The following is a 24,850-nucleotide window of genomic DNA, read 5'->3' on the forward strand; positions in this document are numbered from 1 at the left end:
CTTGCCGATAAGGGGTTAAGGGGCAGGACGTGGATAGTGAATAACATTATGCATGATCACACTCTGCTCACCCGTATTGGCATAGGTATGCGGAATATCGGCATGAAAGCGGATGGATTCTCCTGCTGAAAGTGTGTGTTTAACCCCTTCAAGCTGTAGCTGCAGTACGCCTGTAAACACAATAATATGCTCAATCACGCCTGCTTCATGCGGGCTGGATTCACTGCTGGCACCGGGCAGTAATTCAATCTTTAGCACATCCATGCGAAGTTCCTCATCAAAAGCAATCAAGGGGCTGACCCGCATGCCTGAATGACCTTGTTCAAAAACAGGTAAGTCTCTGAAATGATGGATTTCCGGTGGTGTTTGAGATTGTCCACCTTCAAGAAAAGTCGAAAATGCAACATTGAATCCGGTCGCGATTTTCCAGAGCGTTGCCACCGTCGGACTCGACTTGCCCAGCTCGATTTGACCAAGCATTGCTTTACTGACACCGGTCAATTCAGCAGTCTGGCTTAAACTCAAACCGCGCTCGGTTCTCAAGCTTTTTAAAGCTTCAGCAACATTGGGTGGAATATCTTGCATAAATAGGCATCTTCTTGAATAAAATGATTGTCCGTTATAACAGACGATGATACTTTAGTCACTCTACCTTCATTCGTCAGTAAAGTATGTCCTATGCGTAACTTAGCATTTTTTAGGTCTTCCTCACCAGCCATGATTATGACTGGGCTTGTGGCAGTGCTGGTCGGCTATGCCAGTTCTTTGGCCATTATTTTACAGGCGCTGGAAAGGGCGGGACTGGATGCTTCGCAAACAGGAAGCTGGCTGATGATGCTGGGTATCGGCATGGGCATCACCAGTATCGGATTGTCACTTTATTATCGTACTCCGATTTTAACGGCGTGGTCGACACCCGGGATTGCCTTGCTTGCGACTAGCCTGACTGGAGTCAGTATTAATGAAGTGGTGGGTGTGTTTATCTTTGCTTCAGGTCTGATGCTGTTATGTGGCGCGACAGGTATTTTTGCCAAGCTCATGAACTATATTCCACGCTCGATTGCTTCTGCCATGCTGGCAGGCATCCTGTTACGTTTTGGTTTAAGTACATTTGAAGCCTTACAGGTCAATTTTACCCTGTGTCTTGCCATGTTGGCGGCGTTTGTATTGACCCGACGCTGGTTTCCACTCTATGCCATTATTGCAACGCTGATTACAGGTATTATTGTGGCCTGGATCAGCGGAGACCTACATTTTACCCAGACCGGTAATGTCTTCACGTTACCTACCTTTGTCCAGCCGCAGTTCACCATGACCACATTGATTGGTGTCGGAATTCCTTTTTTTATCGTTTCGCTGGCATCGCAAAATGCACCGGGTATTGCGATCTTGCAGGCCAGTGGTTATACACCTAAAACCTCTATGTTGCTGGTCTTTACCTCTCTAACCGCAATCATTTTAGCGCCGTGGGGTGGTTTTAGTATCTGTATTGCAGCCATTACCGCAGCGCTTTGTATGGCGCCTGATGTTCATCCTAATCCGGCAAAACGTTATATTGCATCGACTTGGGCCGGTATTTTTTACTTAATTGCCGGGATTTTTGGCGGTGCAATTTTTATATTGTTTAATGGCTTACCAAACGTATTAATTCATATTCTGGCTGGACTGGCGTTATTAACGACCTTGATGAACAGTCTGCATCAATCATTAGTAGATGAACAGGGCCGCGATGCAGCGATAATCTGTTTTCTTCTCACCGCATCTGGCATCACTTTACTGGGTATCGGTTCAGCGTTTTGGGGCTTGGTCGGCGGGATTCTGGCTTATCAGATTCTGGTGAAACCTGTTCGGTAATATGTTGCATTGATCTTAATTTTATTTTTATATAAAAGGCGATGATTGATTGGAAATTATCGCCTTTTTCTTATCAAATCTCTAACTTAAATATGAATAGGATATTAAACGAATATTTTATAAAAAATAAAACCAGTAAAGCAGACTAAAGTCACAAAATAAAGAAACTACGTATATTACATCACTAAATTTTATTAATACATATTAATCAGCAATTTATTCATTCTTTTCTCGTATTATTTTAATAAAATCGATTTTTATCTGATTAAATTGTTGTGATTGTAAGCGAGATACAACATAAAATATTTATATGTGCTAGGCTGTTTAGTTTTTCTTAAGAAAATACTCACAAATGGATTTAAAGCAAAAGCATGAAACAGGAAAGTTTTATTGGTCATTTTTATTACCCCGATATTGGGGAGTATGGATTTCCCTTACAATTTTAATGTTATTTGCAATATTGCCGTGGGCGATTCAATGGAGACTCGCTGACGCTTTATCAAAACTGGCGTGGAAGGTGTTAAAATCCAGACGTAAAACCACATTAAGAAATTTTGAATTATGCTTTCCGCATAAAAATGCATCAGAAAGAGAAGCTGAAGCAAAACAAGTTTTTTTCAATATGATGATTGGCTTATTCGAAGCCTTAAATGCCTGGTACAACCCGAAATGGTATAGAAACCGTATCCATATTCATGGTTTAGAACATCTTTCGCGAGCAGATGACAGAGGAATTCTTTTATTGGGATCCCATACCACCTTATTGGATGCCGGTGGCTATGTCAGCAGCTGCTTCTTCGATCTTGATGTGGTGTACCGCCCGCAGAATAATCCCTTACTGGATATGTTAATCAGCCGGTCACGTGCCACCATTTATAAAAACCAAATCTCCAAAAATGATATGAAAGGTTTAATTGGCAATCTCAAACAGGGACGTGCCATTTGGTATAGTCCAGATCAGGATTTTGGTTTAAAACAAGGCGTGATGGCACCTTTCTTTAATATTCAAGCGGCTACTCTCACGGCACACCGACGTCTTATGAACATCTCGAAAGTTCAGGCCATTCCTTTATTTTTCTATCGTACAGGTGATATCCGCAACCCTCAATATCATATATTGCTGGAACCCCCTTTACAGAATTTTCCAAGTCTGGATGAAGTTGCAGATGCAACCAAGGTAAATCTGATTCTTGAAAATCAGATCAGCATGTACCCGACCCAATATATGTGGTTTCACCGAAGATTCAAGACCAGAGCACTAGGAGAGGCCACACTGTATTCATAATCGATGAGTATCAATACTTTGAGTTAAATCATCAATATAAAAAACCTACTCCCCATCAAGGCAGTAGGTTTTTTGAGCAAACAAAAATACTTTAGAGCATCGACTTGGTTATATCGCTTGCCATTGTTGCTTCACTTCTTCTGAGTTTTTAATCAGAACCACTTTGTCATCTTTGACTTCACCAATCCATGCCGTTGGGATCAGATGATGTTGGTCATTTTCATCACGGGTCAGTTTCAGTTGGCTATCACCTTCGAGATGATCAACTGTTCCTACTTTGGTGCCACAAGAAGCAATTACATCTGAATGTTTTTTAATATCTTGAATATTTAAAGTACTCATTTCTTCAACCTCTTTTATAAACATCACAACATGGAAGTCTTTAAGCTACTGCATATTTGCTCATAAATGTTGGGTTTTAAATAATCCTTACAGGATGATTTTATAGCTTCACCTAACTAAGCTATTTAGTAAACAATGAAACAAAACGAAATAAATAATTAAATAACTACGAACAATTATCTTTTTATTACAATTCATCTATTTAACTAAACGGAATTTTTCATTTATTTTTAAATAAACCGACTTGAATTAATATTTTAAAAATGAATAGTAAAATATCGATAAAAAGATCAACTTTCGACATTTTAAATCGCTTTGAGCAGTCCTCAGCTGAAGACAAATTTAAGCAACGGCCAGTTGTGCTTCAACAATTGATCCATGCTATTGGGAGGTTGCCTGAACCGGCTTCAGGTCAGACCTATCAGCGCTGGCAAGTTTTTGCCCATATTGCGGGGTTTGACTTAAGTTTAGCCAAGCTGTTTGAGTCACACTGTGATGCCCTAAGCATTTTGCATGAACTCGGTTATGAAAATGAAATCGATGAGCAGCCTTGGGCCGTCTGGGCTGCCGAGGGTGGACCGGCGCCATTACAAGTCCAAAATGGGCTGTGTCATGGTGTTAAACCGTGGTGTTCAGGTGCCGAGTTTATTCAGAACGCATTAATCAGTTTTAAAGATCAGCAAGGCCAATCTCAACTCGGCATTATTGATCTTACGCAACCATCGATCACCATGGATTTAGACCATTGGCAAGCTGTAGGAATGCAAGGGACACAGACTGCCAGAGTCAATTTTCAGGATACAGCAGTCAAAATCATTGGTCGTCCCAATGATTACCTTGATCGGGCAGGTTTCTGGCATGGCGCAGCAGGTGTCGCGGCTTGCTGGTATGGCGCAGCCGTACGTTTAATGGATGAATTGCAACAAAGTTGTCTTAACGCATCGAACCCTTTTAAATCAATGTATTTAGGCCAGTTGGCAAGTCAACTTGCGGTCACCCGGCAATATTTCCAGTATGTCGCGCAACTGATTGATAGCCAACCCAAGCTTAGTCATGAACGGGAAGTACGAATCTTGCGTGCGCAGACAGAGCAAAGCTGTCTCGCCGTTATTGAACGCACAGGGAAAGCATTAGGCGCACGGCCTTTTTGTGAACAAGCGACCTTTGCCAGTCTAATGGCCGATCTACCTGTATTTATTCGACAAAGTCATGCGGCGTTTGATGATGAGCAAATTGCTGAACGATGTTTAGAGGAGCACATGTCATGGCAACTCTAAAGCATCCTTTAGTTGAGGATCGTATTATTGAAGGGCAAGGCACCTGTAGAGAACAATGGCTATCAGCATTTAAGCAACACCCGCTATCGCCGCTCAACCTTGAAAAATTTCAATCGAAACGAATTGTGATTGTGGCGCCGCATCCGGATGATGAAATACTTGGGTGTGGCGGTTTGATGCAACAGTTGATTCGCTTGAATTGTCGTCTGGTGATTGTCGCGGTTAGTAATGGTACCCAAAGCCATCCGCATTCAAGCAAATACAGTCCAGATCAGTTAAATCGTATCCGTCCACAAGAGAGTTTGGCTGCTTTAGACCGTTTAGAGGTTTCTGAATATGCTGATCGGATTGCCTTAAATTTACCCGATGGACAGATCCATTTGCATACAGGGCAGCTGTGGCAAGCATTAGACAAGCTGGTTCAAGCCGAAGACATCCTGATTTGTAGCTATGCACAGGATGGACATCCCGATCATGAAGCAGTCGGAAAAACAGTACAGACATTTGCCTTAGCGCATGAGCTCTCATATTTCCATGTGCTGATCTGGGCATGGCACTGGGCGCAACCGTTCGATCCGCGTATCAACTGGCAACAGGCCAGCGCTTACGCTTTAACCGAGCCGCAATTAATCAAAAAACGTCAGGCCATTATGCAATTCAAAAGTCAGATTGAAGCAGATGAAAGTACTGGCAACGCTGCGGTTTTAACTCCAGCAATCATCGAACGTTTATTGATGCCTTGGGAGGTTTATCTTTGTGAATGATTCTAGTCAATATTTCGAAGCCTTATATCATCACAATAATGATCCTTGGGGCTATGATCGTCATTGGTATGAGGCGCGTAAAAGGCAGATTTGTCTGGCGCTCCTTACTCAAAAACATTATTCCAACGTACTGGAAATCGGCTGTTCCAATGGTCATTTAAGCCAGTATCTGGCCCAACGTGCCGATCAGCTATTATGTGTAGATGTTTCTGCACATGCTGTTGACTGGGCTACCCAGCGTTTACAGCATTTAAAACATGTGAGCGTTCAACAGCAAAAAATACCTGAACATTTTCCTGAACAGAAATTTGACCTGATCGTTATCAGTGAAGTGGCTTATTACTTATCCCGCACTGAATTACATGCGCTAATAGATCAACTCAAAGACAGCTTAACCCCACAAGGTGAAATCCTGTGTTGTCACTGGCGTCACGCCATTCAGGATTTTGAGCTCGATGCCTTTCAGGTCCATGATCATTTAAAACAATCTTTGTCTTTCACTCATTATTTAAGCCTGACTGATCCTGATTTCTTCATTGATATCTGGACGGTAAATCCTTCATCTCTGGCCAAACAGCAGGGGTTAATATGAAAATCGGTATCGTGATTCCTGCCCATAATGAAGAACAGCATTTATCTGCCTGTTTACAATCGATTCAACAGGCTATACAACACATAGGTCATGATCGGGTCGAGATTTTGGTGGTTTTAGACAGCTGCACGGATCACTCCCGCTTGATGGTCGAATCCCATCAGGTAAACTGGATTGAATGCGACTATGCCTGTGTGGGCAAGGCCAGAGATCTGGGTATTCGGCATCTGATTCATCAAGGTGTGACCTGGATCGCTTGTACTGATGCCGATACCATCGTCAATCCAGACTGGCTATTACGTCAGATGCAACATCAGCCCACAGATGCAATTTGTGGAATCGTAGTGCTGGATGATCTCAATCCCTTGTCCCTACCACAACAGCAGAAATATCTGGCGCATTATCAAGACAGTATGGACCATCAACATATTCATGGCGCGAATCTAAGCTTTAGTGTAGACGCTTATCTTCAAGCAGGCGGTTTTGAGCCAATCCCATGTCATGAGGATGTGTCATTAATTCAAAAATTTATGACCCAATGCTGCAAGATCACCTGGAGTAATCTGGTTCGAGTCACCACCAGCAGTCGGCTGCAAGGACGTGCACCCCAAGGCTTGTCGCATTTTTTAAAACAACTCTAAACTGCTTTTAGGGTCAAATTAATTAAACCCTTTAAAAAGCAAATCGGAAAATAAAAAATTAAAGTTTTCTTGATTCTGTAAATATATGATAGTTTTAAAAATTATAATGAACAAAAGAACTTTCATAGTTTGCGGAAATCTTTATGAATATACGACTGTGTTATGCCAGCAAACGCAATGAAAATAGCGACGATTTGCTGCAAGATTTACGCGACATCCTTACCGAAGCCCGGGATTTCAATACTCAACATTTTATCTATGGGGTCCTGTACTATGCTGATAATGCCTTTTTCCAATGCCTAGAGGGGGAGCAGCAGATTGTTGAAAGCTTATTTGAAAAAATAAAAACCGATGCTAGGCATCTTGAAGTCAAGCATCTCAATACACATTCCATTGACCAATCGACCTTTAAACGCTGGTCAATGAAATATGTACAACGAAATACCAATATTGAAAGTTTCTTTCTGAGCTTGGGAGAAAATAGCTTTAATCCGAGCTGTCTCGACCAGACAAGTCTAGATACTTTTCTTAGTGAACTACTGCTTGCAGAACAAACCACGTTACCCATTGGCAAGAAAGTTGGCATGGTTAATCGCGGCGTTAATCCATTCTAAGCTGTTTGGTTCTTAACCTGATATTCACTGTTTTGAGTTTCGGCAATACTTTGGCCATCAGTAAATAGACAGCAACGGAAGTCATAAACATCATGATTACTTCCAGACTCTGACTAATAATCAGCATGGCACAATAGAAGAAACTAAATAAGGCCAGACATAATTCTGTGCCTTTGAAATACCAGGTAATAAACACACCAAACAGAATAGAGGAGAGTACTAGATTAACTGTTTCGTTTAAGCCTATATAATTGAAGAAAATAATTAATAGGCACAACGCTAACATTGATAGTAAAAAGACAAAGATATTTTTTGCAATAAACATATTCTATTTCCTATCCTGAAGTTAATTTAAAAATCTTTCCTCTGAAACCAGAGGAAAGATGGTACATATTTAGACATTATTTGAGATTCTTTTCTATTATTCAGATTTGTTATATTAATAAAGATGCCTTTTTTATTTTACGGGATCTCTTCATTAATATTCAGCTTTCTATTGAATAGTAAAGAGCGCTTAAATGTACCGAATTAATTATTAAAAAAATCAAACAGTTGAAGAATAGGTTTTTGGCTTACACGTTTGTAAGAGATTACCTACAAATGCTTATTTTTTGATCAAAAATTACAATTCAGAATTAAAATAATTCATTAAAAAATATATAGTTATGCTATTTAACCAAATGTTATAAATTTACATTTTTAACAAAACGCAACATGCGATTTTGCCAAATAAAAACAATGATTATGGGCCACATTTAAATGAAAGAGGCATGATGATTATCTTGAATCGTGATGCATTTTTAGTGATGCAATTTACTACACCGAAGAAATGCCACAAGAATCAGGTTTTCTGAAGAAAAGTTAATGCATTCAGGGATAGAAATTATCAATTTTAGCTTTTGGTGCAGCAGTAAATTCATCTGGCGAAAATTCAAGGATGAGTTCAGTTGCCTGTGTATGATCTGCATTCAGCCAGTCCAGACGATGTCCTTCAGAAATGATAACTACCGATCTTTTTTCATGTTCAGGCGAATGAAACTGGTTCATTAAAGGGTGGGTATCCGCATTGATCGTCAGCATACTCATGGAAAGAATTTCCTGACCTGCTACGCTTGCATATTCATATATGGCGGCGACTGTAAATGGCTTTTTGTCCTGACGATAGATGCCATACCACTGGGCTTGACCATCAATATATTTCGGCTCAAAAATAACCTCGACAGGTACCAAGGCAAATTGATTTTTATTCCAGGCATGTTTGAAACTTTTTTTGTCAGCTACTGTCTCGACACGTGCATTATAAGTACTCTGAACGGCCTTTAGATCCTTGGCCCAAAAAGGAACAAGTCCAAAACGGGCAGCGCGCCATTCTATTTTTTGTTCTGGCGAAATCAGGATTGGACCAAGATCTTCAGGATAGATATCCATTTTATAGTCAAATGTCGGCTCAAATAAATCCAATAAGTGAGTCCGACTTTTATGGATAGGTCGATAATTCGCACACATACCTTCGCCTCAAATTGACTAAAAAATATGCTTTCAGTGTTGATCATTATCACCTCATTCATCAGAGCATTTTTGTATTTGGATTGCATCTCTGCGTTACGTTTTGGTCGTTAATGCTAAGCGCATGAGACTAAAAAAATTGAAACGGCGGATATCGGGTGAAGCAAATAAGCTTAAAACTTTCTAAATGAGGGTAGCTTTCGAAAATTATCTCATGATGATAATGCAATTACAGAAACTGCCAGAAAAAAGCATATTTTATGAATGGATTTAAAATTTTCTCCGTTCGTAATTTTTAAAGTTATTAAATCATTGTATTTATATCAATTTTTTTAATTAAAAAAATGTCTGATAATTACTAAGCGTAACAAACAAACCGGGTTAATTGCTTTACCATCGCTCGCTTTATCTTTATGGCAAGGGTTTCCTTCGCCAGCTCCATTGCTCAAGGTTTTTGATTTGGTGAACAATGAATTTTGATATTGACATCTTTGGTACGATTGTCGTTGCAGTCTTTGTACTTTTTATCGGTTATTTCCTGGTAAATAAAGTGAGTATTTTAAAACGCTACAATATGCCTGAACCTGTAATTGGGGGACTTGTAGCGGCAATCATCACTTACTTTCTCTTCACAAAACTTGATGTTACGGTCAACTTTAACACTGACATTCAGCGTAGTTTCATGCTGGTGTTTTTTACTTCAGTCGGCTTGAGTGCCAGCCTGTCAAAGCTAAAAGAGGGCGGCAAAACGTTAATTGTTTTCATGTTCTGTGTAGTCACTTTTGTGGTCTTACAAAATATTTTAGGGATTAGTCTGGCAACGGCTTTAGGACTTGATCCATTGATTGGCCTGATTACTGGATCGGTAACCTTAACGGGTGGTCACGGTACAGCAAGTGCATGGGGCAGCATATTCGAAAATGAATACGACATTCAGGGCGCGGTAGTTTTGGGCATGGCAAGTGCGACTTTTGGGTTGGTCATTGGGGGCATGATGGGGGGACCCGTTGCCAAATTCTTGATCCGTCGCTATCAATTGGCTGAAGAAATTGCTCCGACCCAGCAACGCACTGAAGCGCCACCGGCCAATGAAACGGCACCATTTGAATACCCGGAAAAAACCCGGCTTATTACGGCGGACGATGCTGTAAAGACGCTGGGTATGTTTGCACTGTGTATTTTCTTTGCCAATTTTATGACTGACTTTGCCAAAGGCTACTGGTTTGAATTACCGACCTTCGTCTGGGCCTTGGGCTGTGGCGTGTTCTTACGTAACACGCTAGAGTATGTCTTTAATATCAAGCTGTTTGACCGCTGTATTGACGTATTTGGTAATGCCTCTTTAGCATTATTCCTGTCGATGGCCTTAATGTCGTTACAACTCTGGCAACTTGCCGGTCTTGCAGGTCCATTGCTGATTATCCTGATTGCACAAACCTTGTTTCTGGCACTTTACCTGTTTTTTGTCACCTTTAAAATTATGGGTAAAAACTACGATGCAGCAGTTCTCTGTGCAGGGCAATGTGGTGTTAATCTCGGCGCCACCCCTACGGCAATTGCCAATATTCAGGCAGTTACCAATAGCTATGGGCCTTCACATAAAGCCTTTTTAATCATTCCACTTACTGGAGCATTTTTTGTCGATATTATTAATGCGCTGGTGATCCAGACCATTATTAATTTCTTTTAGCACACAGCGCTTTGATTGATTTACATTGATTTTTACAAAAAGCAGATCATTCCAGCGCTAACATATTTTCACCATTTTGATTATGCCAGTTTATATGAACTGGCATTTTTTATTCTTCTCCCATCCAGTTTGATTGCAGATCATTCCAGCGGTTTCTCAACTTTTTCATGTCTGGTTACAAAGGGGCTCAATCCTTTTGCATATTCACAATAGGGCTTACGTGAGCGCTAACAATCGTTGCAAACCGTAAAGAATCACTGCCCATAATCAAGTGACAGATTAAAAATTAAAGGAGTAGCCATGCGTGCCCTTACATACCACGGTGCTGAGGATGTCCGAGTCGAAACGGTAGCAGATCCGGTGATTCAGGAAGCTGACGATATTATTTTACGAGTCACGGCAACGGCAATTTGCGGCTCGGACCTACATCTCTATCGGGGAAAGATTCCTCAAACCGAGCAGGGTGATATTTTTGGTCATGAATTCATGGGCATTGTTGAAGAGGTGGGTTCGGCCGTCACTCAGGTCAAAAAGGGAGATCGAGTCATTGTTCCTTTCGTAATTGCCTGTGGAGAGTGTTTCTTTTGCCAGTTAAACCTGACTGCAGCCTGTGAAACCACCAATACCGGTCGAGGTGCGATCGTCAACAAAAAGCAGATGCCTTCAGGTGCTGCATTATTTGGCTATAGCCATCTCTATGGCGGCATTCCCGGTGGGCAGGCAGAATATGTCCGCGTACCTAAGGCCAATGCAGGACCATTCAAAGTACCGGGTTCATTGTCCGATGAAAAAGTGCTTTTTCTTACCGATATTTTACCCACCGCATGGCAGGCAGTAAGCAATGCAAAAGTCAGCAAAGGTTCCACGCTGGCTATCTATGGGGCAGGACCGGTAGGTCTGCTTAGTGCAGCCTGCGCCAAAATGCTCGGCGCAGAAAAGATCTTCATGGTTGATCATAATCAATATCGACTGCAATATGCCGCAGAAGCGTATGGTGCCATTCCTGTCGATTTTGAAGCGGTCAATGCTGCCGAATATATTATCCAGCATACCGACAATTATCGTGGTGTTGATGCCGTGATTGATGCGATTGGATTTGAGGCAAAGGGAAGTGTGATTGAAACGCTGTTGACCAATCTAAAACTGGAAGGTTCCAGTGGTGTGGTACTACGCCAATGTATTGCTGCTGTACGCCGTGGCGGTGTGGTCAGTGTACCGGGAGTATATGCAGGACCTATTCATGGCTTCTTATTTGGCGATGCCTTTGACAAAGGCCTCACTTTTAAAATGGGACAAACCCATGTCCATCATTTTTTACCTCAACTCTTAGAATTGATTGAGGACGGTAGACTTGCGCCTGAAGCGATTATTACCCACCGGATGAAGCTAGAAGATGCAGCTGAAGGTTATCGTATCTTCGATAACAGGGAACAAGAATGTCGTAAAGTCATTCTGACACCTTAACCTGATTGAGAATAGAAAACCGCTAAGTCATATTGGAGGTTTTCTATTGTCCCAAAACACTTTAAACAAAAAACAATTGGGAATAGCTTGAGCCTGCTAAAAAAAGCGTACAATTAACAATCAATAAAAAATACAGGCAGCATATTCATGTTAGTTAAAAATAAAATTGCTGTGATTTTTGGAGGAAGTGGCGCAGTGGGCCATGCAATCGCTCAGGCCTTGGCCCGAGAAGGTGCTTTTGTCTATTTGGGCGCCCGACACCAGCACAAACTGGATCAGGTTGTAGCACATATTCATAACGTAGAAGGTCGAGTAAAAACTTTTATTGTGGACGTGCTAGATGAGGAAGTGACCCAAACAGCGATAAAACAGCTGGCTGAGCTAACGGGGGGCATCGATGTTGTGATCAATGCCACCAGTTTTATGCATAACCAAGGCAAGGAACTTTCAGCACTCACCCAGCATGAATTTATGCAGGGCATCACACCTTTTCTTGCTGCACAATTTAATATTGCAAAAGCCGTGGTTCCCTATATGGGAATAAAGACGACCGGTTCAATGATGAGTATCATCGCACCCTCTGGCGCAATGGCGATTCCGGGTCATTTGGGGCATATTGTCGGTTGTGCAGGCAGCGAAGCATTTATCAAAGCGCTCGCCAGTGAACTGGGTCCAAAGAATATTCGGGTGCTTGGGGTACGTTCCCATGCCATTGCGGATGCGGCTCAGGCAGGCTCTTATACGCGCGAGTTATTTAGCTTAAAAGCACAAGCCATGGGCATCACCCTGGATGAATGGTTGAATGGTGCTGCGCAAAGTACCATGTTAAAACGATTGCCGACACTGGCTCAAATTGCCGAAACGGTGACATTTCTGGCCTCTGATCATGCCAGTGCAATGACCGCCACAATTGTCAATGTGACTGCGGGTGCGACCATAAATTCATAGCAAATGATCGATAGAATTTAAGCAATTCAACGTCATTCCTGTGCAAAACGGACGAGTCATGCTAAAAAGTGAATCCTTATAAACTCCAATATTCAGAGGAAGAATCAATATTGGGTTCTTCCTGATCAGAATATTCAATTTGATAAGTGATTAAGTGGATGATAAGCCAAAGAAATGCAACCCTAATAGGGCTTATTGCAGTGCTGTTATGGAGTTCGATTGTCGGACTAATTCGTGGTGTCAGTGAAAGTCTGGGCGCAACGGGTGGAGCAGCCATGATTTATAGTGTGGCTTCGGTGTTTTTATTATTGAGTTTCGGATTTCCCAAGCTACGCGAATTTCCGCGCGCCTACCTGTTCTGGGGCAGTTTACTGTTTGTGTCCTATGAACTTTGTCTGGCCTTATCCATTGGTTATGCCAATACCAGTCAGCAGGCCATTGAAGTCGGTATGGTGAACTACCTATGGCCAGCACTGACCATGGTCTGTGCCATCCTGTTTAATCATCAAAAATCAAATTTACTGATTGTTCCTGGTTTTGTCCTTGCCCTTATTGGAATCTGCTGGGTACTTGGAGGTGATCAGGGGCTTGATTTCGCCAGTATCACAGCCAATATTCAAGATAATCCGTTAAGCTATGGTCTGGCTTTTATGGGTGCGTTAATCTGGGCTGCATATTGTACTGTCACCGCCAGAATTGCCAATGGTAACAATGGTGTTACGCTATTCTTTATGCTCACGGCAACAGCATTATGGGTCAAATATGTGCTTACGGGTGCCGAACCGATGCAATTTGATCTACATACCCTGATTTATCTTGTCCTCGCTGCTGCTGCAATGGGCTTTGGCTATGCCGCATGGAACGTCGGGATTCTACATGGCAATGTCACATTGCTTGCGGGTGCGTCTTACTTTATTCCCGTATTTTCAGCGGCACTGGCAGCCCTTGTTTTACAAACCGCTCTTTCCTTGTCGTTCTGGCAAGGTGCAGCCATGGTCTGTATCGGTTCCGTGCTGTGCTGGGTAGCAACACGGCCAAAGCATTCAGCTTAATTGCCGAAAACACATGATTTAAGTTGAAAGACTTATGCAGTTTATCCTGCTACCCACAGTGAAGTGTAGATAGAGCAGAACAGGTATGTGCTTTGCAATAAGTGACTAAGTTCTGCTCTATCTACGTCTTTTCATCAGATGAATCTGTATAAAAACGATTTGCGCTCAAGCGCTGCATTAAGAAGAAATAAAATAATATTTGTATCGACTTCCGTCTTTAGCCCGAATCAAACCGCAATTAAAAAATCAATTTGTCGCCAAAGGTGATAGGTGTGTCGTGTTAAGTAAAGTCGACGCTCTCCTGAGTATTGTATTTTTGAGTCATGTTGCTTCGGCACTGAATAAAAATACAAGATGGATAGAAAAATGACGTTGAATAAAGCGATACGGTTCTATGGAACAGGCACACCCGAAGTAATGCGCTATGAGGACATCGAAGTCGGTGCACCTGCGGTGGGTCAAGTACGCCTACGCCACGTAGCAGTGGGCCTCAATTATGCTGATACCTATTTCCGCGATGGCACTTATCCGATTCCCTTGCCGAATGGCATTGGTGTCGAAGCATCCGGCATTATCGAAGCAGTGGGTGACGGCGTAACCGATTTTGTGGTGGGCGATCGCGTCACCTATACCGGGTTTCTGAATACGCTTGGCGCTTATAGCACCGAACGGCTTATTGCTGCTGATGCCTTAATCAAACTCCCTGACGATATTTCCTGTGAAACTGCGGCTGCAATGACCATGCGTGGTTTAACCGCAGCCTACCTGATGCGTCGGATATATGACTTTAAAGCTGGTGATTGCATTTTATTACATGCAGCCGCAGGTGGTGTGGGGCTAATCGTTTCGCAGTGGGCCAAACTGTTGGGCTTAACCGTGATCGGAACCACCTCTACGGATGAAAAAGCAGCCGTGGCACGTGCCTATGGTTGTGATCATGTGATTAATTATAGCCATGAAAATGTGGCTGAGCGGGTGCGTGAGTTGACCGAGGGCATCGGGGTCAATGTGGTCTTCGATAGTGTGGGCAAAAATACCTTTATGGCCTCATTAGACTCCCTCAAACGCCGGGGCTTGTTGGTTTGCGTGGGTACAGCATCAGGGCCAATTCCTGACTTTAATCCTGTGTTACTGGCAATGAAAGGTTCATTGTTTATCACTCGTCCTGCTTTGGCCGATTACATTGCAGATCCAGAAGAAAAAAGAGCCTTGGCCAAGGAGCTGTTTGATCATGTCAGCAGCGGTCGCATCAAGATCGAGATTAACCATCGCTATGCGCTTGAGGATGCCGTACAAGCACATCGTGATCTGGAAGCACGCAAAACCATAGGCTCATCCATTTTTGTAATTTGAAGGGATTTCTGATGCAAATTGAACAGTTGACTTGCAATATTGGTGCAGAACTACGTGGTGTCCACTTAGCCGATGCGATTCATGATGATGGATTATTCACTGAGATCCGGACACAATTGCTGAAACATCGGGTAGTGTTCTTGCGTAACCAGCAGATGACACGGGCTGAACATGTGGCTTTTGCCGAGCGCTTTGGGGCATTGGAGGATCATCCTGCGGTGGGTAGTCATCCTGATCACCCGGGTTTGGTACAAATTTACAAGCATCCTGACAGTCCGATTGATCGGTATGAAAATGCATGGCATAGCGATGCCAGCTGGCGCAAAATCCCACCGATGGGCTGTGTATTACGGTGTGTGGAATGCCCACCCGTTGGCGGCGATACCATGTGGACCAATATGGTCATGGCCTATGAAAATCTGCCTGACGATATTAAGGAAAAAATCGCACATTTACGTGCCTATCACAGTATCGAAGCCAGTTTTGGGGCTGCCATGCCTATCGAAAAACGTCTGGCATTAAAGGCACAGTTTCCCGACGCCGAGCATCCTGTGGTACGAACGCATCCTGAGACAGGCGAGAAAATTCTCTACGTCAATGCATTCACCACCCATTTTAGTAACTACCACACTAAAGATCGCGTGCGTTTTGGGCAGGATGCCAATCCGGGCGCTGGAGATTTACTCCGTTACTTAATTACTCAGGCAGCAATTCCTGAATATCAGGTGCGCTGGAGTTGGGAGCCGAATAGCATCGCCATTTGGGATAATCGTAGTACCCAACATTATGCCGTGATGGATTACCCGCCGTGTCATCGCAAAATGGAACGGGCAGGTATCGTCGGTGATGCAACCTATTAAATTTTAGATCCAAACTTTTTAATTCAATACCGTTTTATAAAATACCAACAGGAGATGCACATGCAATTCTTTGACGATTCTTTGCACCCGGAAAATATGGAAAAAGTGGTCATTACCGTTGCGCCATATGGCCCCGAGTGGATGCCAGAGGACTTTCCGGAAGATATTCCGGTGACCATGGATGAGCAGATCCAGAAAGCGGTGGAATGCTATGAGGCAGGCGCTACAGTGCTGCATTTGCATGTACGCGAACTGGACGGTAAAGGTTCCAAACGGTTGTCCAAGTTTAATGAACTTATTGCCGGAGTACGCGAAGCTGTTCCCGATATGATTATTCAAGTAGGTGGCTCGATCTCCTTTGCACCTGAAAGTGAAGGTGAGGCGGCTTTATGGTTGAGTGACGATACCCGTCATATGCTGGCTGAATTAACACCAAAACCAGATCAGGTCACGGTCGCAATTAACACCACGCAAATGAACATCATGGAGTTGCTCTATCCGGAATATCTGGAAGGCACATCATTGGCACATCCTGCAATTCAGGAAGCTTATGCTGAAATGACCGTTCCGGCAGGACCAGCGTGGGTAGCAGAACATTTAAAACGCCTTTGCCAAAATAATATTCAACCGCATTTCCAGCTGACCGGAATGCATGGTTTAGAGACCCTGGAACGGATGGTACGTAAAGGACTCTATATGGGGCCATTAAATTTGACCTGGATCGGCATTGGTGGCGGATTCGATGGACCCAATCCATTTAACTTCTTTAATTTTATTCACCGTGTCCCTGATGGTTGCACACTGACTTCGGAATCATTGCTTAAAAATGTATTGCCATTCAATACCATGTCGATGGCGATGGGCTTTCATGCACGGGTCGGTAATGAAGATACCATTATCGATCATCGTGGTCAGCGTTTCTCGTCGGTACAACAAATCCAGCAAACCGTACGTATTGCACATGAATTAGGCCGTGAAGTGGCAACAGGCCCAGAGGCACGAGAAATCTACCGGATTGGAGTGCAATATCAAAGTATTGAAGAAACCTTGCAGGCCAATGGAATGTCACCCAACCGTCAGCCAAAACAAAAAGGTGTACCTCAGCGCCCTTAAGCCTGAACAACAATGGATTGAACCACACAATAAATGCAGTACGCGGCAAGCCACGTACTGCAATTAAAAATAGAAATGATAACAATACAACAAGGAGGTCCCTATGGGTGCTCATCCATATACCGTACATACGGATCATGTCGATACCTCAATCGGCGTACCACGCCGTTATGCGTGGCTGGTATTTGCGCTGACATTTGGCTTGTTGATTTCAGACTATATGTCTCGGCAAGTGCTGAATGCCGTATTTCCACTGATTAAAACAGAATGGGCCCTGACCGATAGCCAACTTGGCTTATTAAGCGGCATTGTGGCCCTGATGGTGGGTATTTTAACCTTGCCCTTATCCTTGCTGGCGGACCGCTTTGGACGCGTGAAAAGCCTGGTCATTATGGCGGTGCTATGGAGTCTGGCGACCTTGGGTTGTGCTGTTGCTGAGAACTATCAGCAAATGTTTGTGGCTCGTTTTATGGTCGGTGTTGGCGAGGCTGCTTATGGCAGCGTTGGCATTGCTGTGGTGGTGGCGATTTTTCCCCGCGAAATGAGAGCCACGCTAGCCAGTGCTTTTATGGCAGGTGGGGTATTCGGCTCATTTCTCGGCATGGCACTGGGCGGTGTGATGGCTGAGCACTTTGGCTGGCGCTGGGCTTTTGGTGGCATGGCCTTGTTTGGTTTGATCTTGGCCTTGCTTTATCCCATGGTAGTGAAAGAAAAAAGAGTGGGTATCACCAGAAAAATACCTCTTAACGCCCAGAAACAGCAACAAAGCAGACAATGCTTAAGAAGTATTTATTCCAGTCGATCCGTAATCGCAACTTATATCGGCAGTGGCTTTCAACTGTTTGTTGGCGGCACGGTCATTGTCTGGATGCCGAGTTATTTAAATCGTTATTACGGTATGAATACCGATTCTGCAGGTGTGCTGGCCGCCGTGATTGTACTGTGCAGTGCGGTCGGGAGCATTCTATGCGGCATGCTCAGTGATCGCTTTGGTCAAAACAGCCCCGATCGTAAGGTTAGTTTAGCGATTGCTTACTGTATCGGGAGCTGTTTACTGCTTTCGACGGCGTTTGCATTGCCTGCTGGAAAATCTCAATTGCTGATGATTTGCATGGGAATGTTTATTGCACTGGGAACCAATGGACCATCCAGCGCAATGGTGGCCAATCTGACCCATAACAGCGTCCACAGTACCGCTTTTGCCACCTTAACCTTGGCCAATAATCTGTTGGGACTGGCACTTGGTCCTCTGGTTATCGGCAAGCTCTCCGACGTGATTGGCCTTCATCCCGCTTTTCAATTGATGCCGTTGATCAGCATTGTTGCGGCAGCCGTATTTCTCTATGCCAAAAAACACTATCAGCAAGATATTGCACGGCTGACTGATCAGGCAATTTTACCCGGTCTCGAAAGCACCCGTTCATGTAATACGGAAGAAAAATGATGATGCGTGAATTAAATATTGATGTCTTTTTTGATTTTATTTGTCCTTGGTGTCTGATCGGCAAACGTCAGTTACAGGCTGCAATTGCGCAATTGCAACAGAGTGATCCAGAGGTTGAGGTGAATGTGCACTGGCACAGTATGCAGTTGCTTCCTGAGATTCCGGTCGAGGGTGTCGATTTCAAACAGTTTTATCAAAAACGATTGGGCAGTCTGGAGGCGGTAAAACAACGGCAAACCCAAGTTCGTCAGGCTGCCAAGACGGTTGGTGTCGAACTGCATTTTGAAAAGATCCAATGGATGCCAAATACCGCCCAAGCCCATCATATGTTTCAAAACGTTTTTAAGCTGGGAACAGCACAGCAAGCCGAGCATTTACTGGAACAACTTTTTGCTGCCTATTTCGAGGCAGGTGAAAACCTTGGGGATAGCGCTGTGCTGAAAAGGATCCTCAAGCAATCTGGATATTCGGTTAATGAACAAGGTCGTGGATGGACGGAGTGCAATCCAGCGATTCAATCGACCTATACAGGGGCAAACGGCGTACCTTATTTTATTTTTGATGGTTATCTGACCTTGGCTGGTGCGCATTCGATCGATGTGCTTTATCAGGCCATGTTAGAGGCCTTGGTGGTACAGGGATAAATACAATGACTGTTCGTTTTCAGGTTCCACAAGAAAAAATCCCGGCATCAGGTGCAAGAGCCTTTCTGCAAATTGAGGGAAAGAATATTGCACTGTTTCATATCGGTACACGATTTTATGCGATTGAGGATCGCTGTCCGCATCAAGGTGCTTCTTTATTTTCTGGCAAATTAGAAGGACAAGCAATCCGTTGTTGTGCCCATGGTTTGATTTTCGATCTGGCGACAGGATATATGTTGAATTCGAAGCATTTAAAAGTGGCGGCATATCCAGTTGAAGTCGATGCAGAACAGCTATTTATCCTGATCGGTTCAGGAGAAAACAATGACTAAATTCATGGATTTTCGTCTGCGCACTCGTGAGTTGATACCAGGCTTCATTGTCAGTAGCGTTGTCGCAGCTGCAGCCTGTTTTTTATCAGAGCATTATGGTGCACCCGTGATGTTATTTGCTTTGCTCTTAGGAATGGGCTTGAACTTTCTTTCCAGTGAAAGTCAATGTAAGGCAGGCATCGAATTTACGGCACGAACAGTGTTACGTATCGGGATTGCCTTGCTGGGGATGCGGATTACGCTAGGACAAATTACCGCTTTGGGGTGGCAACCGATTGTACTGGTGATCACATTGGTGATCGTGACGATTTCGGTTTCCGTGATAACGGCTAAAATTCTGGGTTTCAAAAAACTTTTCGGAATGCTGACAGGCGGTGCAACCGCAATCTGTGGTGCATCAGCAGCCTTGGCCTTATCTGCTGCATTTCCGCAACATCCCCAAAAAGAGAAAGCCACGCTATTCACCGTGATTGGGGTTTCTGCATTGTCGACACTGGCGATGATTGTCTATCCGATGATTGCACGGTGGCTTGAACTATCACCACAGCAGGCAGGGGTATTTTTAGGGGCAACCATCCATGATGTTGCTCAAGTTGTAGGGGCAGGATATAGCATGTCGTCAGAAACAGGGGATACTGCAACCGTGGTCAAATTGATGCGGGTTGCCATGTTATTGCCTGTCATTATCTGCGCAGCCATGATTACACGTATGCAAGGTGGAGATGCGACAGGAAAACATCCACCTTTATTGCCTTGGTTCGCGGTCGGTTTTTTAATGCTTGCCTGTATCAACAGCACCGGTTGGGTTCCAAGTATGCTGCAGCAAGGGGTGAATGAATTATCGAAATGGTGTTTGGTGATTGCAATTAGTGCTTTAGGCATGAAAACACAATTGAAGGAGCTGGCTTCTGTTGGAATCAAGCCAATTTTGCTGATGCTTGGTGAAACCATTTTTCTGGTCGTGCTGGTTTTACTATTGATGCATTGGATGTTCTAGAGACTACTATCTCAGCAACATACGACTTTTGAGATCAAAGATGATTAAATCAGCTTCGATCTCAAAGTCTTATGATTAGGATTTTATAACCGTCTTATTGTTATTACGCCAAGTGGTGGGTGACATACCAAATTCACTGCTAAACCAGCGGGTAAACGAACTTGGCATCGAATAGCCTAAAATATCCGAAACTTGTCCAAGCGAATAATTCAGGTTTTTGAGATAGCGGAAAACCAGATTGCGACGCACATCATTGATCAACACACTGAAGTTGGTATGTGCTGCTTCCAGACGGCGCTGCAAGGTACGGACATTGACGCCATGGGTATGGGCGACCTGATCAATGGTGGCACGCCCCATAGGCAGAAGCAGATGAATACTTTTACGAATATCAAAAATAATCGAAGATTCACTTTCCCGATGCAATAGATCCGTTTCAAGAAAACGTTTGGCATGTGCCAGCATCGTGGTATTGGCATGGGGGTTGGTTTTATCCAGCTCCGTTGCATTGCAAACAATACCGTTAAATTCGCTGCCAAACTCAAGCGAGCAACCAAACATCCGTTGGTGCATGGCCGTATCATGCGGAGCATCATGGGTAAAATGAATGCTTAACGGCTGCCATTTTTGCAATAAAGCTGCGCAGAAACGATGGGTGATGCCTAAAGCAAGTTCAATGGCTTGGCGGCTGTATTCTGTCGATGCCGTAATCACTTCTACCCGAATAATGACGGTATGACCGACTTCTTCGATATACATTTCCAGTGCATTGTTGATCAGGTTTCGATACTGCACAATGGTGGATAAACCATCACGCAAGGTGTGCTGATAACTCAACAATAAACTCAGCTCTCCAAAATCTGCGAGTTGGCGTTGTTCTGCCATATGCAAACCGAAGGATTCGCAACCACTCAATTGTGCTGACTGTTCCAGCAATGCCACGGCTTTATCGACTGGTATACGCTGCGTACTGTCTTGTAGCTGTGCAGGATAAATGCCTGCATCAGACAAAAGCTGATATGGATTCAGTTCTAATTGCTGGCTGACATCTAAATAATTTTTAAGCACAGCAGTGTGGGCAAGAGGCACCATGCTGATCTCCCAAATTTTAAAAATAACCTTCCTAGTTATGCTTTATTTATAACTAAAATACGGTGTTTCGAAAAGTACCAAGGCTTACATAAATCCATGTTGGCATGATGATTATTGTTTTTGAAGCGACTTTTTCTGCAAAGCATATTGATATATATGAGATCGTTTCAATCGCCTTGTCATCAAATGAAAAGTGGCTGTCGCGCCATGTATATCAGACGCTCTACTGTCCCTCTATGTTGAATATGACGTGATACATCCTCGTTATTTTTATTAAAAGAAGGGTTGATAGGTGTAGAGATGGAAAAAATACAAACACAAGCGACGGTTTTGATTATCCCCGGTTTGCGTGACCATGTGGCTTCGCATTGGCAAACTATTCTGGAAACACGTTTAACCAAGGTTCGTTCAGTACTACCTTTGCAAGAAGATAAGCTCAACTGTGCAAAACGTGTGGCTGCAATACAGGCTGAACTGGAAAAAATACAGGGTCCAGTGATTCTGGTGGCACACAGTGCAGGAGTACTGATGGCGGTACATTGGGCCGCACGATATCAACACGCTATTCAAGGGGCATTGCTGGTGACGCCACCTGACTTGAATGACGTTTGGCCAGAACATTATCCAGCACCCAAAACACTCAGAGAAGCAGGATGGTCGCCATTGCCCGATCAAGTGCTGCCATTTCCAAGTATTGTCGCTGCTAGTGTTAATGATCCACTAGCCCATTTTAATGCAGTGGCGGCAATGGCGAAAACCTGGGGCAGTGTATTCATCAATCTAGGTGCCGTCGGACATCTCAATCCTGCATCCGGGTTTGGTCCTTGGCCTCAGGCAGAACAGTTAATTCAGCAATTGGATGGGCAGGTTAATCAACCAAGCCTGATTGCCTAATCGATGATGTATAGATCAACTCTCCAAACCGGATTTGGCGACTTTTTTTGATTTCACATCTAAGTACAGCATGCCTTAATGCATCACCCCCCATCGCAAGGTAAGGTTTTACCCCCATTTGCTTAAAACAAAAAAAACGGCCTGAACTTATTCCATTTGACTGAATGGATCAGGCGTCAATTATTCATACATCATATCGATATGGAGATGGTATGGTTTGTCATGTTAAAGATTCAAATGTACAACTCACCACTGCTGTTTTAGCTCAGGCAGCAATGCTGTTAGGACTGCTATGTTCACTGTCAGATGCTTCAGCATCCCCTTATAAAATCAATGAAGACTGGAGTTTAGAAAGCAATACCACGATTGCTCTGGGGGCCAGCTGGAGTACCCAAGCGCCATCAGCCGCATTGTTATATAAACCCGATGCCAATCATATGGGTAAAAATGGCTTGAGTGTAGATATTAACGGTGATGATGGACGTGCCAACTTCAATCGTGGTGATACCATTTCACAAATCGTTAAAGGTTTAACCGAATTCCGTTTAAATGGGGTACAGCAAGGTGCGGTATTGAGCGCCAAATACTGGTATGACCATGCCTATGAAACTAGGGAAGGTGATTTAAAACCTTTCGATGATGCTGAGTGGCCTGGTCTGGTTAAGTTTAAGGGGATTGAACTATGGGATGCCTATCTCTGGAAAAATATCGAATTTGATTCCAGGCAGTCTCTCAACCTGAAACTGGGTAAACATCGCTTGAATTGGGGCAAATCCCAATTTTTCCAAAATGGCTTGAACTCAGTCAGCGCCTTTGATTTTGCTGCCATCAATCGACCTGCCAGTGAAGCCAAAGAACGCGTTATTCCGGTCGAGATGTTGTCTTTTGAAGCCGCGATTCAGCCTGACTTAAAATTAGAAGGATTCTATCAATTCAAGTTTAGGCCTTCTGTGGTGGATGGTTGCGGGACCTTTTTTGCGATTTCGGATTTTGTTCCGGAAAATTGTGGCCCAATTATGCTAACCGTGACACCGGGGGATAAATTAACGGAAACTGCTGCCAAGGCGCAAACCTATATTCCTCGCTCAGCCAGTCATTATGCAAAAGACAGTGGGCAATATGGTATTGCGCTAAAGCGAAATTTATCGAGCCTGAATCAAGCTGAATTGGGTGTTTATTTCGCCAATTATCATCATCGTAATGCAAACTTCGATGGGACCGCCGTGACTGCAACTGGCGTTGAGAACTTTAAAACAGCACGGTTTTTCTCTATTTATCCTGAAAATATCAAAATGTATGGTCTAAGCCTGAGTGGAAAGGTAGGCACAACGCAGCTATTTGGTGAATTAAACTACAAGCCCAATCAACCCTTACAGCTGAATGGAACTGATATTGTCTATGCTCAGGTGCTCTCCAAAGAAACTCCGCTCAAACCTGTGGGTGTTGCTGCAGAATTGGGAGAGTATTTGCAAGGTTATGTACGGCTGCCTGTCACACAATTCTCCATCGGTGCCAGTGATTCTATGACAGATATTTTAAAAGCAAATCGCTTGTCTTGGAGCGCTGAATTTGCTGTGAATCATATCGCCAATATTGGCAATCATCGTTTTGGGCGGGTTGGGGTTTTTGGCCGCAGTGAACTATCAACAGGCGCTTATGATTCGGAAACAGGAAACTTTAAGTGTACACCTTATGGCACAGCAAACCTGCCTAATGGAGCAATTGACCGTTTGAATGAACGTTATTGCAATAAAGACGGTTTTTTTAGTGAATGGTCCTATGGTTATCGCCTACGCGCGGCATTAAGTTATCAAGACCTTTTACCTGCAACAGTAATTAGCCCCAGTTTAACTTTCCGCCATGATCTATCTGGCTATAGCCAGAACTTTCAGCAAGGGCAAATGAGTCTGGCGGCGGCAATCTCAGCCAACTTTCGACAAAAATATTCGGCAGAAGTAATCTATCAAAACTTTTTTGGCTCAAATGAGTTTAGTACCATTGATGATAGAGACTTTATATCGCTTGCCTTTAAATATAGTTTTTAATTCATTTAAATAGATCATATCAGGGTTCCAACAGCACGGCTTTTGTC

At 43.5% G+C, this 24,850-nt stretch carries 25 protein-coding genes; 20 read left to right on the forward strand and 5 right to left on the reverse strand.

Features of this window, described 5'->3' with window-relative positions:
• Positions 1–15: 15 nt before the first annotated feature.
• Positions 16–585 carry a helix-turn-helix domain-containing protein gene (locus ACNQO6_RS07370; RefSeq protein WP_440208525.1) on the reverse strand — a complete coding sequence of 190 codons (570 nt, stop codon included), beginning with the start codon at positions 583–585 and terminating at the stop codon, positions 16–18.
• Positions 586–678: 93 nt separating this feature from the next.
• Between ACNQO6_RS07370 and ACNQO6_RS07375 the strand changes: the two genes are divergently transcribed.
• Together ACNQO6_RS07375 and ACNQO6_RS07380 are read left to right on the forward strand one after the other, a co-directional pair.
• Positions 679–1,854, forward strand: a complete 1,176-nt coding sequence (locus ACNQO6_RS07375; RefSeq protein WP_440208526.1) for a benzoate/H(+) symporter BenE family transporter — start codon at positions 679–681, stop codon at positions 1,852–1,854.
• Between the two features lie 352 nt (positions 1,855–2,206).
• Positions 2,207–3,139, forward strand: a complete 933-nt coding sequence (locus ACNQO6_RS07380; protein WP_440208527.1) for an LpxL/LpxP family acyltransferase — start codon at positions 2,207–2,209, stop codon at positions 3,137–3,139.
• 108 nt (positions 3,140–3,247) lie between these two features.
• Here ACNQO6_RS07380 and ACNQO6_RS07385 read toward each other — a convergent pair whose 3' ends face one another.
• Entirely contained in the window at positions 3,248–3,481 is a 234-nt protein-coding gene (locus ACNQO6_RS07385) for a DUF2171 domain-containing protein (RefSeq protein ID WP_004772208.1), read from the reverse strand.
• 263 nt (positions 3,482–3,744) lie between these two features.
• On the opposite strand from ACNQO6_RS07385, the gene ACNQO6_RS07390 reads away from it, so the two are divergent.
• From ACNQO6_RS07390 to ACNQO6_RS07410, 5 genes are all read left to right on the forward strand, one after another.
• Positions 3,745–4,758: an acyl-CoA dehydrogenase gene (locus tag ACNQO6_RS07390; protein ID WP_440208528.1), complete on the forward strand. Its 1,014-nt coding sequence runs from the start codon at positions 3,745–3,747 to the stop codon at positions 4,756–4,758.
• The gene (locus ACNQO6_RS07395) at positions 4,746–5,522 is read left to right on the forward strand and encodes a PIG-L deacetylase family protein (RefSeq protein ID WP_440208529.1); all 777 of its coding nucleotides are present in this window, start codon (positions 4,746–4,748) and stop codon (positions 5,520–5,522) included. The genes ACNQO6_RS07390 and ACNQO6_RS07395 overlap by 13 nt, the downstream gene beginning before the upstream one ends.
• Complete coding sequence (locus ACNQO6_RS07400) at positions 5,515–6,114, forward strand: class I SAM-dependent methyltransferase (RefSeq protein ID WP_440208530.1); 600 nt, start codon at positions 5,515–5,517, stop codon at positions 6,112–6,114. The genes ACNQO6_RS07395 and ACNQO6_RS07400 overlap by 8 nt, the downstream gene beginning before the upstream one ends.
• On the forward strand, positions 6,111–6,755 hold the full coding sequence (locus ACNQO6_RS07405; protein WP_440208531.1) for a glycosyltransferase: 645 nt from the start codon (positions 6,111–6,113) through the stop codon (positions 6,753–6,755). The genes ACNQO6_RS07400 and ACNQO6_RS07405 overlap by 4 nt, the downstream gene beginning before the upstream one ends.
• Positions 6,756–6,898: 143 nt before the next feature.
• Positions 6,899–7,369, forward strand: a complete 471-nt coding sequence (locus ACNQO6_RS07410) for a BLUF domain-containing protein (RefSeq protein ID WP_440208532.1) — start codon at positions 6,899–6,901, stop codon at positions 7,367–7,369.
• On the opposite strand, the gene ACNQO6_RS07415 is transcribed toward ACNQO6_RS07410, so the two are convergent.
• A complete protein-coding gene (locus ACNQO6_RS07415; protein ID WP_440208533.1) occupies positions 7,356–7,694 on the reverse strand; it encodes a hypothetical protein in 339 nt (112 codons plus the stop codon). The genes ACNQO6_RS07410 and ACNQO6_RS07415 overlap by 14 nt on opposite strands.
• A 545-nt stretch (positions 7,695–8,239) precedes the next feature.
• On the reverse strand, positions 8,240–8,875 hold the full coding sequence (locus ACNQO6_RS07420) for an SOS response-associated peptidase (RefSeq protein WP_440208534.1): 636 nt from the start codon (positions 8,873–8,875) through the stop codon (positions 8,240–8,242).
• 469 nt (positions 8,876–9,344) lie between these two features.
• On the opposite strand from ACNQO6_RS07420, the gene gltS reads away from it, so the two are divergent.
• The 11 genes from gltS (at position 9,345) to ACNQO6_RS07475 (ending at position 20,772) form a co-directional block, all read left to right on the forward strand.
• A complete protein-coding gene (gene gltS / locus ACNQO6_RS07425) occupies positions 9,345–10,565 on the forward strand; it encodes a sodium/glutamate symporter (RefSeq protein ID WP_440208535.1) in 1,221 nt (406 codons plus the stop codon).
• Between the two features lie 300 nt (positions 10,566–10,865).
• Positions 10,866–12,029 (forward strand): zinc-dependent alcohol dehydrogenase, encoded by a 1,164-nt coding sequence (locus ACNQO6_RS07430; RefSeq protein ID WP_440208536.1) that lies wholly within the window; start codon positions 10,866–10,868, stop codon positions 12,027–12,029.
• A gap of 147 nt (positions 12,030–12,176) precedes the next feature.
• Positions 12,177–12,977, forward strand: coding sequence for an SDR family NAD(P)-dependent oxidoreductase (locus ACNQO6_RS07435; RefSeq protein ID WP_440208537.1), 801 nt, complete (start codon positions 12,177–12,179; stop codon positions 12,975–12,977).
• A 158-nt stretch (positions 12,978–13,135) separates the two neighbouring features.
• On the forward strand, positions 13,136–14,029 hold the full coding sequence (yddG, locus tag ACNQO6_RS07440; protein ID WP_440208538.1) for an aromatic amino acid DMT transporter YddG: 894 nt from the start codon (positions 13,136–13,138) through the stop codon (positions 14,027–14,029).
• A 366-nt stretch (positions 14,030–14,395) separates the two neighbouring features.
• A complete protein-coding gene (locus ACNQO6_RS07445) occupies positions 14,396–15,382 on the forward strand; it encodes a quinone oxidoreductase family protein (protein ID WP_440208539.1) in 987 nt (328 codons plus the stop codon).
• Positions 15,383–15,393: 11 nt separating this feature from the next.
• Positions 15,394–16,242 (forward strand): TauD/TfdA dioxygenase family protein, encoded by an 849-nt coding sequence (locus tag ACNQO6_RS07450; protein ID WP_032869719.1) that lies wholly within the window; start codon positions 15,394–15,396, stop codon positions 16,240–16,242.
• Between the two features lie 60 nt (positions 16,243–16,302).
• Positions 16,303–17,355: a 3-keto-5-aminohexanoate cleavage protein gene (locus ACNQO6_RS07455; protein WP_440208540.1), complete on the forward strand. Its 1,053-nt coding sequence runs from the start codon at positions 16,303–16,305 to the stop codon at positions 17,353–17,355.
• Positions 17,356–17,458: 103 nt separating this feature from the next.
• Positions 17,459–18,799, forward strand: a complete 1,341-nt coding sequence (locus ACNQO6_RS07460) for an MFS transporter (RefSeq protein WP_440208541.1) — start codon at positions 17,459–17,461, stop codon at positions 18,797–18,799.
• A complete protein-coding gene (locus ACNQO6_RS07465; RefSeq protein ID WP_440208542.1) occupies positions 18,796–19,443 on the forward strand; it encodes a DsbA family oxidoreductase in 648 nt (215 codons plus the stop codon). Before ACNQO6_RS07460 ends, ACNQO6_RS07465 begins: the two co-directional genes overlap by 4 nt.
• Before the next feature lie 5 nt (positions 19,444–19,448).
• Positions 19,449–19,775, forward strand: a complete 327-nt coding sequence (locus ACNQO6_RS07470; protein WP_070075411.1) for a Rieske (2Fe-2S) protein — start codon at positions 19,449–19,451, stop codon at positions 19,773–19,775.
• On the forward strand, positions 19,768–20,772 hold the full coding sequence (locus tag ACNQO6_RS07475) for a YeiH family protein (RefSeq protein WP_440208543.1): 1,005 nt from the start codon (positions 19,768–19,770) through the stop codon (positions 20,770–20,772). The genes ACNQO6_RS07470 and ACNQO6_RS07475 overlap by 8 nt, the downstream gene beginning before the upstream one ends.
• A 75-nt stretch (positions 20,773–20,847) precedes the next feature.
• On the opposite strand, the gene ACNQO6_RS07480 is transcribed toward ACNQO6_RS07475, so the two are convergent.
• On the reverse strand, positions 20,848–21,864 hold the full coding sequence (locus ACNQO6_RS07480) for an AraC family transcriptional regulator (protein ID WP_343578361.1): 1,017 nt from the start codon (positions 21,862–21,864) through the stop codon (positions 20,848–20,850).
• A gap of 300 nt (positions 21,865–22,164) precedes the next feature.
• On the opposite strand from ACNQO6_RS07480, the gene ACNQO6_RS07485 reads away from it, so the two are divergent.
• Together ACNQO6_RS07485 and ACNQO6_RS07490 are read left to right on the forward strand one after the other, a co-directional pair.
• Positions 22,165–22,758 (forward strand): RBBP9/YdeN family alpha/beta hydrolase, encoded by a 594-nt coding sequence (locus ACNQO6_RS07485; protein ID WP_440208544.1) that lies wholly within the window; start codon positions 22,165–22,167, stop codon positions 22,756–22,758.
• Between the two features lie 212 nt (positions 22,759–22,970).
• Positions 22,971–24,803, forward strand: coding sequence for a DUF1302 domain-containing protein (locus ACNQO6_RS07490; RefSeq protein WP_440208545.1), 1,833 nt, complete (start codon positions 22,971–22,973; stop codon positions 24,801–24,803).
• Positions 24,804–24,850 lie beyond the last annotated feature (47 nt).

Source organism: Acinetobacter calcoaceticus, assembly GCF_051947995.1.
Taxonomy (GTDB): domain Bacteria; phylum Pseudomonadota; class Gammaproteobacteria; order Pseudomonadales; family Moraxellaceae; genus Acinetobacter.

What these genes read in the sequence shown, in the direction of transcription:
- ACNQO6_RS07420 (WP_440208534.1), bottom strand. Translation starts at nt 8,875, where the DNA reads ATGTGTGCGAATTATCGACCTATCCATAAAAGTCGGACTCACTTATTG.
- ACNQO6_RS07475 (WP_440208543.1), top strand. Translation starts at nt 19,768, where the DNA reads ATGACTAAATTCATGGATTTTCGTCTGCGCACTCGTGAGTTGATACCA.
- ACNQO6_RS07455 (WP_440208540.1), top strand. Translation starts at nt 16,303, where the DNA reads ATGCAATTCTTTGACGATTCTTTGCACCCGGAAAATATGGAAAAAGTG.
- ACNQO6_RS07485 (WP_440208544.1), top strand. Translation starts at nt 22,165, where the DNA reads ATGGAAAAAATACAAACACAAGCGACGGTTTTGATTATCCCCGGTTTG.
- ACNQO6_RS07470 (WP_070075411.1), top strand. Translation starts at nt 19,449, where the DNA reads ATGACTGTTCGTTTTCAGGTTCCACAAGAAAAAATCCCGGCATCAGGT.
- ACNQO6_RS07385 (WP_004772208.1), bottom strand. Translation starts at nt 3,481, where the DNA reads ATGAGTACTTTAAATATTCAAGATATTAAAAAACATTCAGATGTAATT.
- ACNQO6_RS07450 (WP_032869719.1), top strand. Translation starts at nt 15,394, where the DNA reads ATGCAAATTGAACAGTTGACTTGCAATATTGGTGCAGAACTACGTGGT.
- ACNQO6_RS07410 (WP_440208532.1), top strand. Translation starts at nt 6,899, where the DNA reads ATGAATATACGACTGTGTTATGCCAGCAAACGCAATGAAAATAGCGAC.
- ACNQO6_RS07465 (WP_440208542.1), top strand. Translation starts at nt 18,796, where the DNA reads ATGATGATGCGTGAATTAAATATTGATGTCTTTTTTGATTTTATTTGT.
- ACNQO6_RS07370 (WP_440208525.1), bottom strand. Translation starts at nt 585, where the DNA reads ATGCAAGATATTCCACCCAATGTTGCTGAAGCTTTAAAAAGCTTGAGA.
- ACNQO6_RS07415 (WP_440208533.1), bottom strand. Translation starts at nt 7,694, where the DNA reads ATGTTTATTGCAAAAAATATCTTTGTCTTTTTACTATCAATGTTAGCG.
- gltS (WP_440208535.1), top strand. Translation starts at nt 9,345, where the DNA reads ATGAATTTTGATATTGACATCTTTGGTACGATTGTCGTTGCAGTCTTT.
- ACNQO6_RS07375 (WP_440208526.1), top strand. Translation starts at nt 679, where the DNA reads ATGCGTAACTTAGCATTTTTTAGGTCTTCCTCACCAGCCATGATTATG.
- ACNQO6_RS07390 (WP_440208528.1), top strand. Translation starts at nt 3,745, where the DNA reads ATGAATAGTAAAATATCGATAAAAAGATCAACTTTCGACATTTTAAAT.
- ACNQO6_RS07460 (WP_440208541.1), top strand. Translation starts at nt 17,459, where the DNA reads ATGGGTGCTCATCCATATACCGTACATACGGATCATGTCGATACCTCA.
- yddG (WP_440208538.1), top strand. Translation starts at nt 13,136, where the DNA reads ATGATAAGCCAAAGAAATGCAACCCTAATAGGGCTTATTGCAGTGCTG.
- ACNQO6_RS07435 (WP_440208537.1), top strand. Translation starts at nt 12,177, where the DNA reads ATGTTAGTTAAAAATAAAATTGCTGTGATTTTTGGAGGAAGTGGCGCA.
- ACNQO6_RS07380 (WP_440208527.1), top strand. Translation starts at nt 2,207, where the DNA reads ATGGATTTAAAGCAAAAGCATGAAACAGGAAAGTTTTATTGGTCATTT.
- ACNQO6_RS07490 (WP_440208545.1), top strand. Translation starts at nt 22,971, where the DNA reads ATGGTTTGTCATGTTAAAGATTCAAATGTACAACTCACCACTGCTGTT.
- ACNQO6_RS07430 (WP_440208536.1), top strand. Translation starts at nt 10,866, where the DNA reads ATGCGTGCCCTTACATACCACGGTGCTGAGGATGTCCGAGTCGAAACG.
- ACNQO6_RS07445 (WP_440208539.1), top strand. Translation starts at nt 14,396, where the DNA reads ATGACGTTGAATAAAGCGATACGGTTCTATGGAACAGGCACACCCGAA.
- ACNQO6_RS07405 (WP_440208531.1), top strand. Translation starts at nt 6,111, where the DNA reads ATGAAAATCGGTATCGTGATTCCTGCCCATAATGAAGAACAGCATTTA.
- ACNQO6_RS07395 (WP_440208529.1), top strand. Translation starts at nt 4,746, where the DNA reads ATGGCAACTCTAAAGCATCCTTTAGTTGAGGATCGTATTATTGAAGGG.
- ACNQO6_RS07480 (WP_343578361.1), bottom strand. Translation starts at nt 21,864, where the DNA reads ATGGTGCCTCTTGCCCACACTGCTGTGCTTAAAAATTATTTAGATGTC.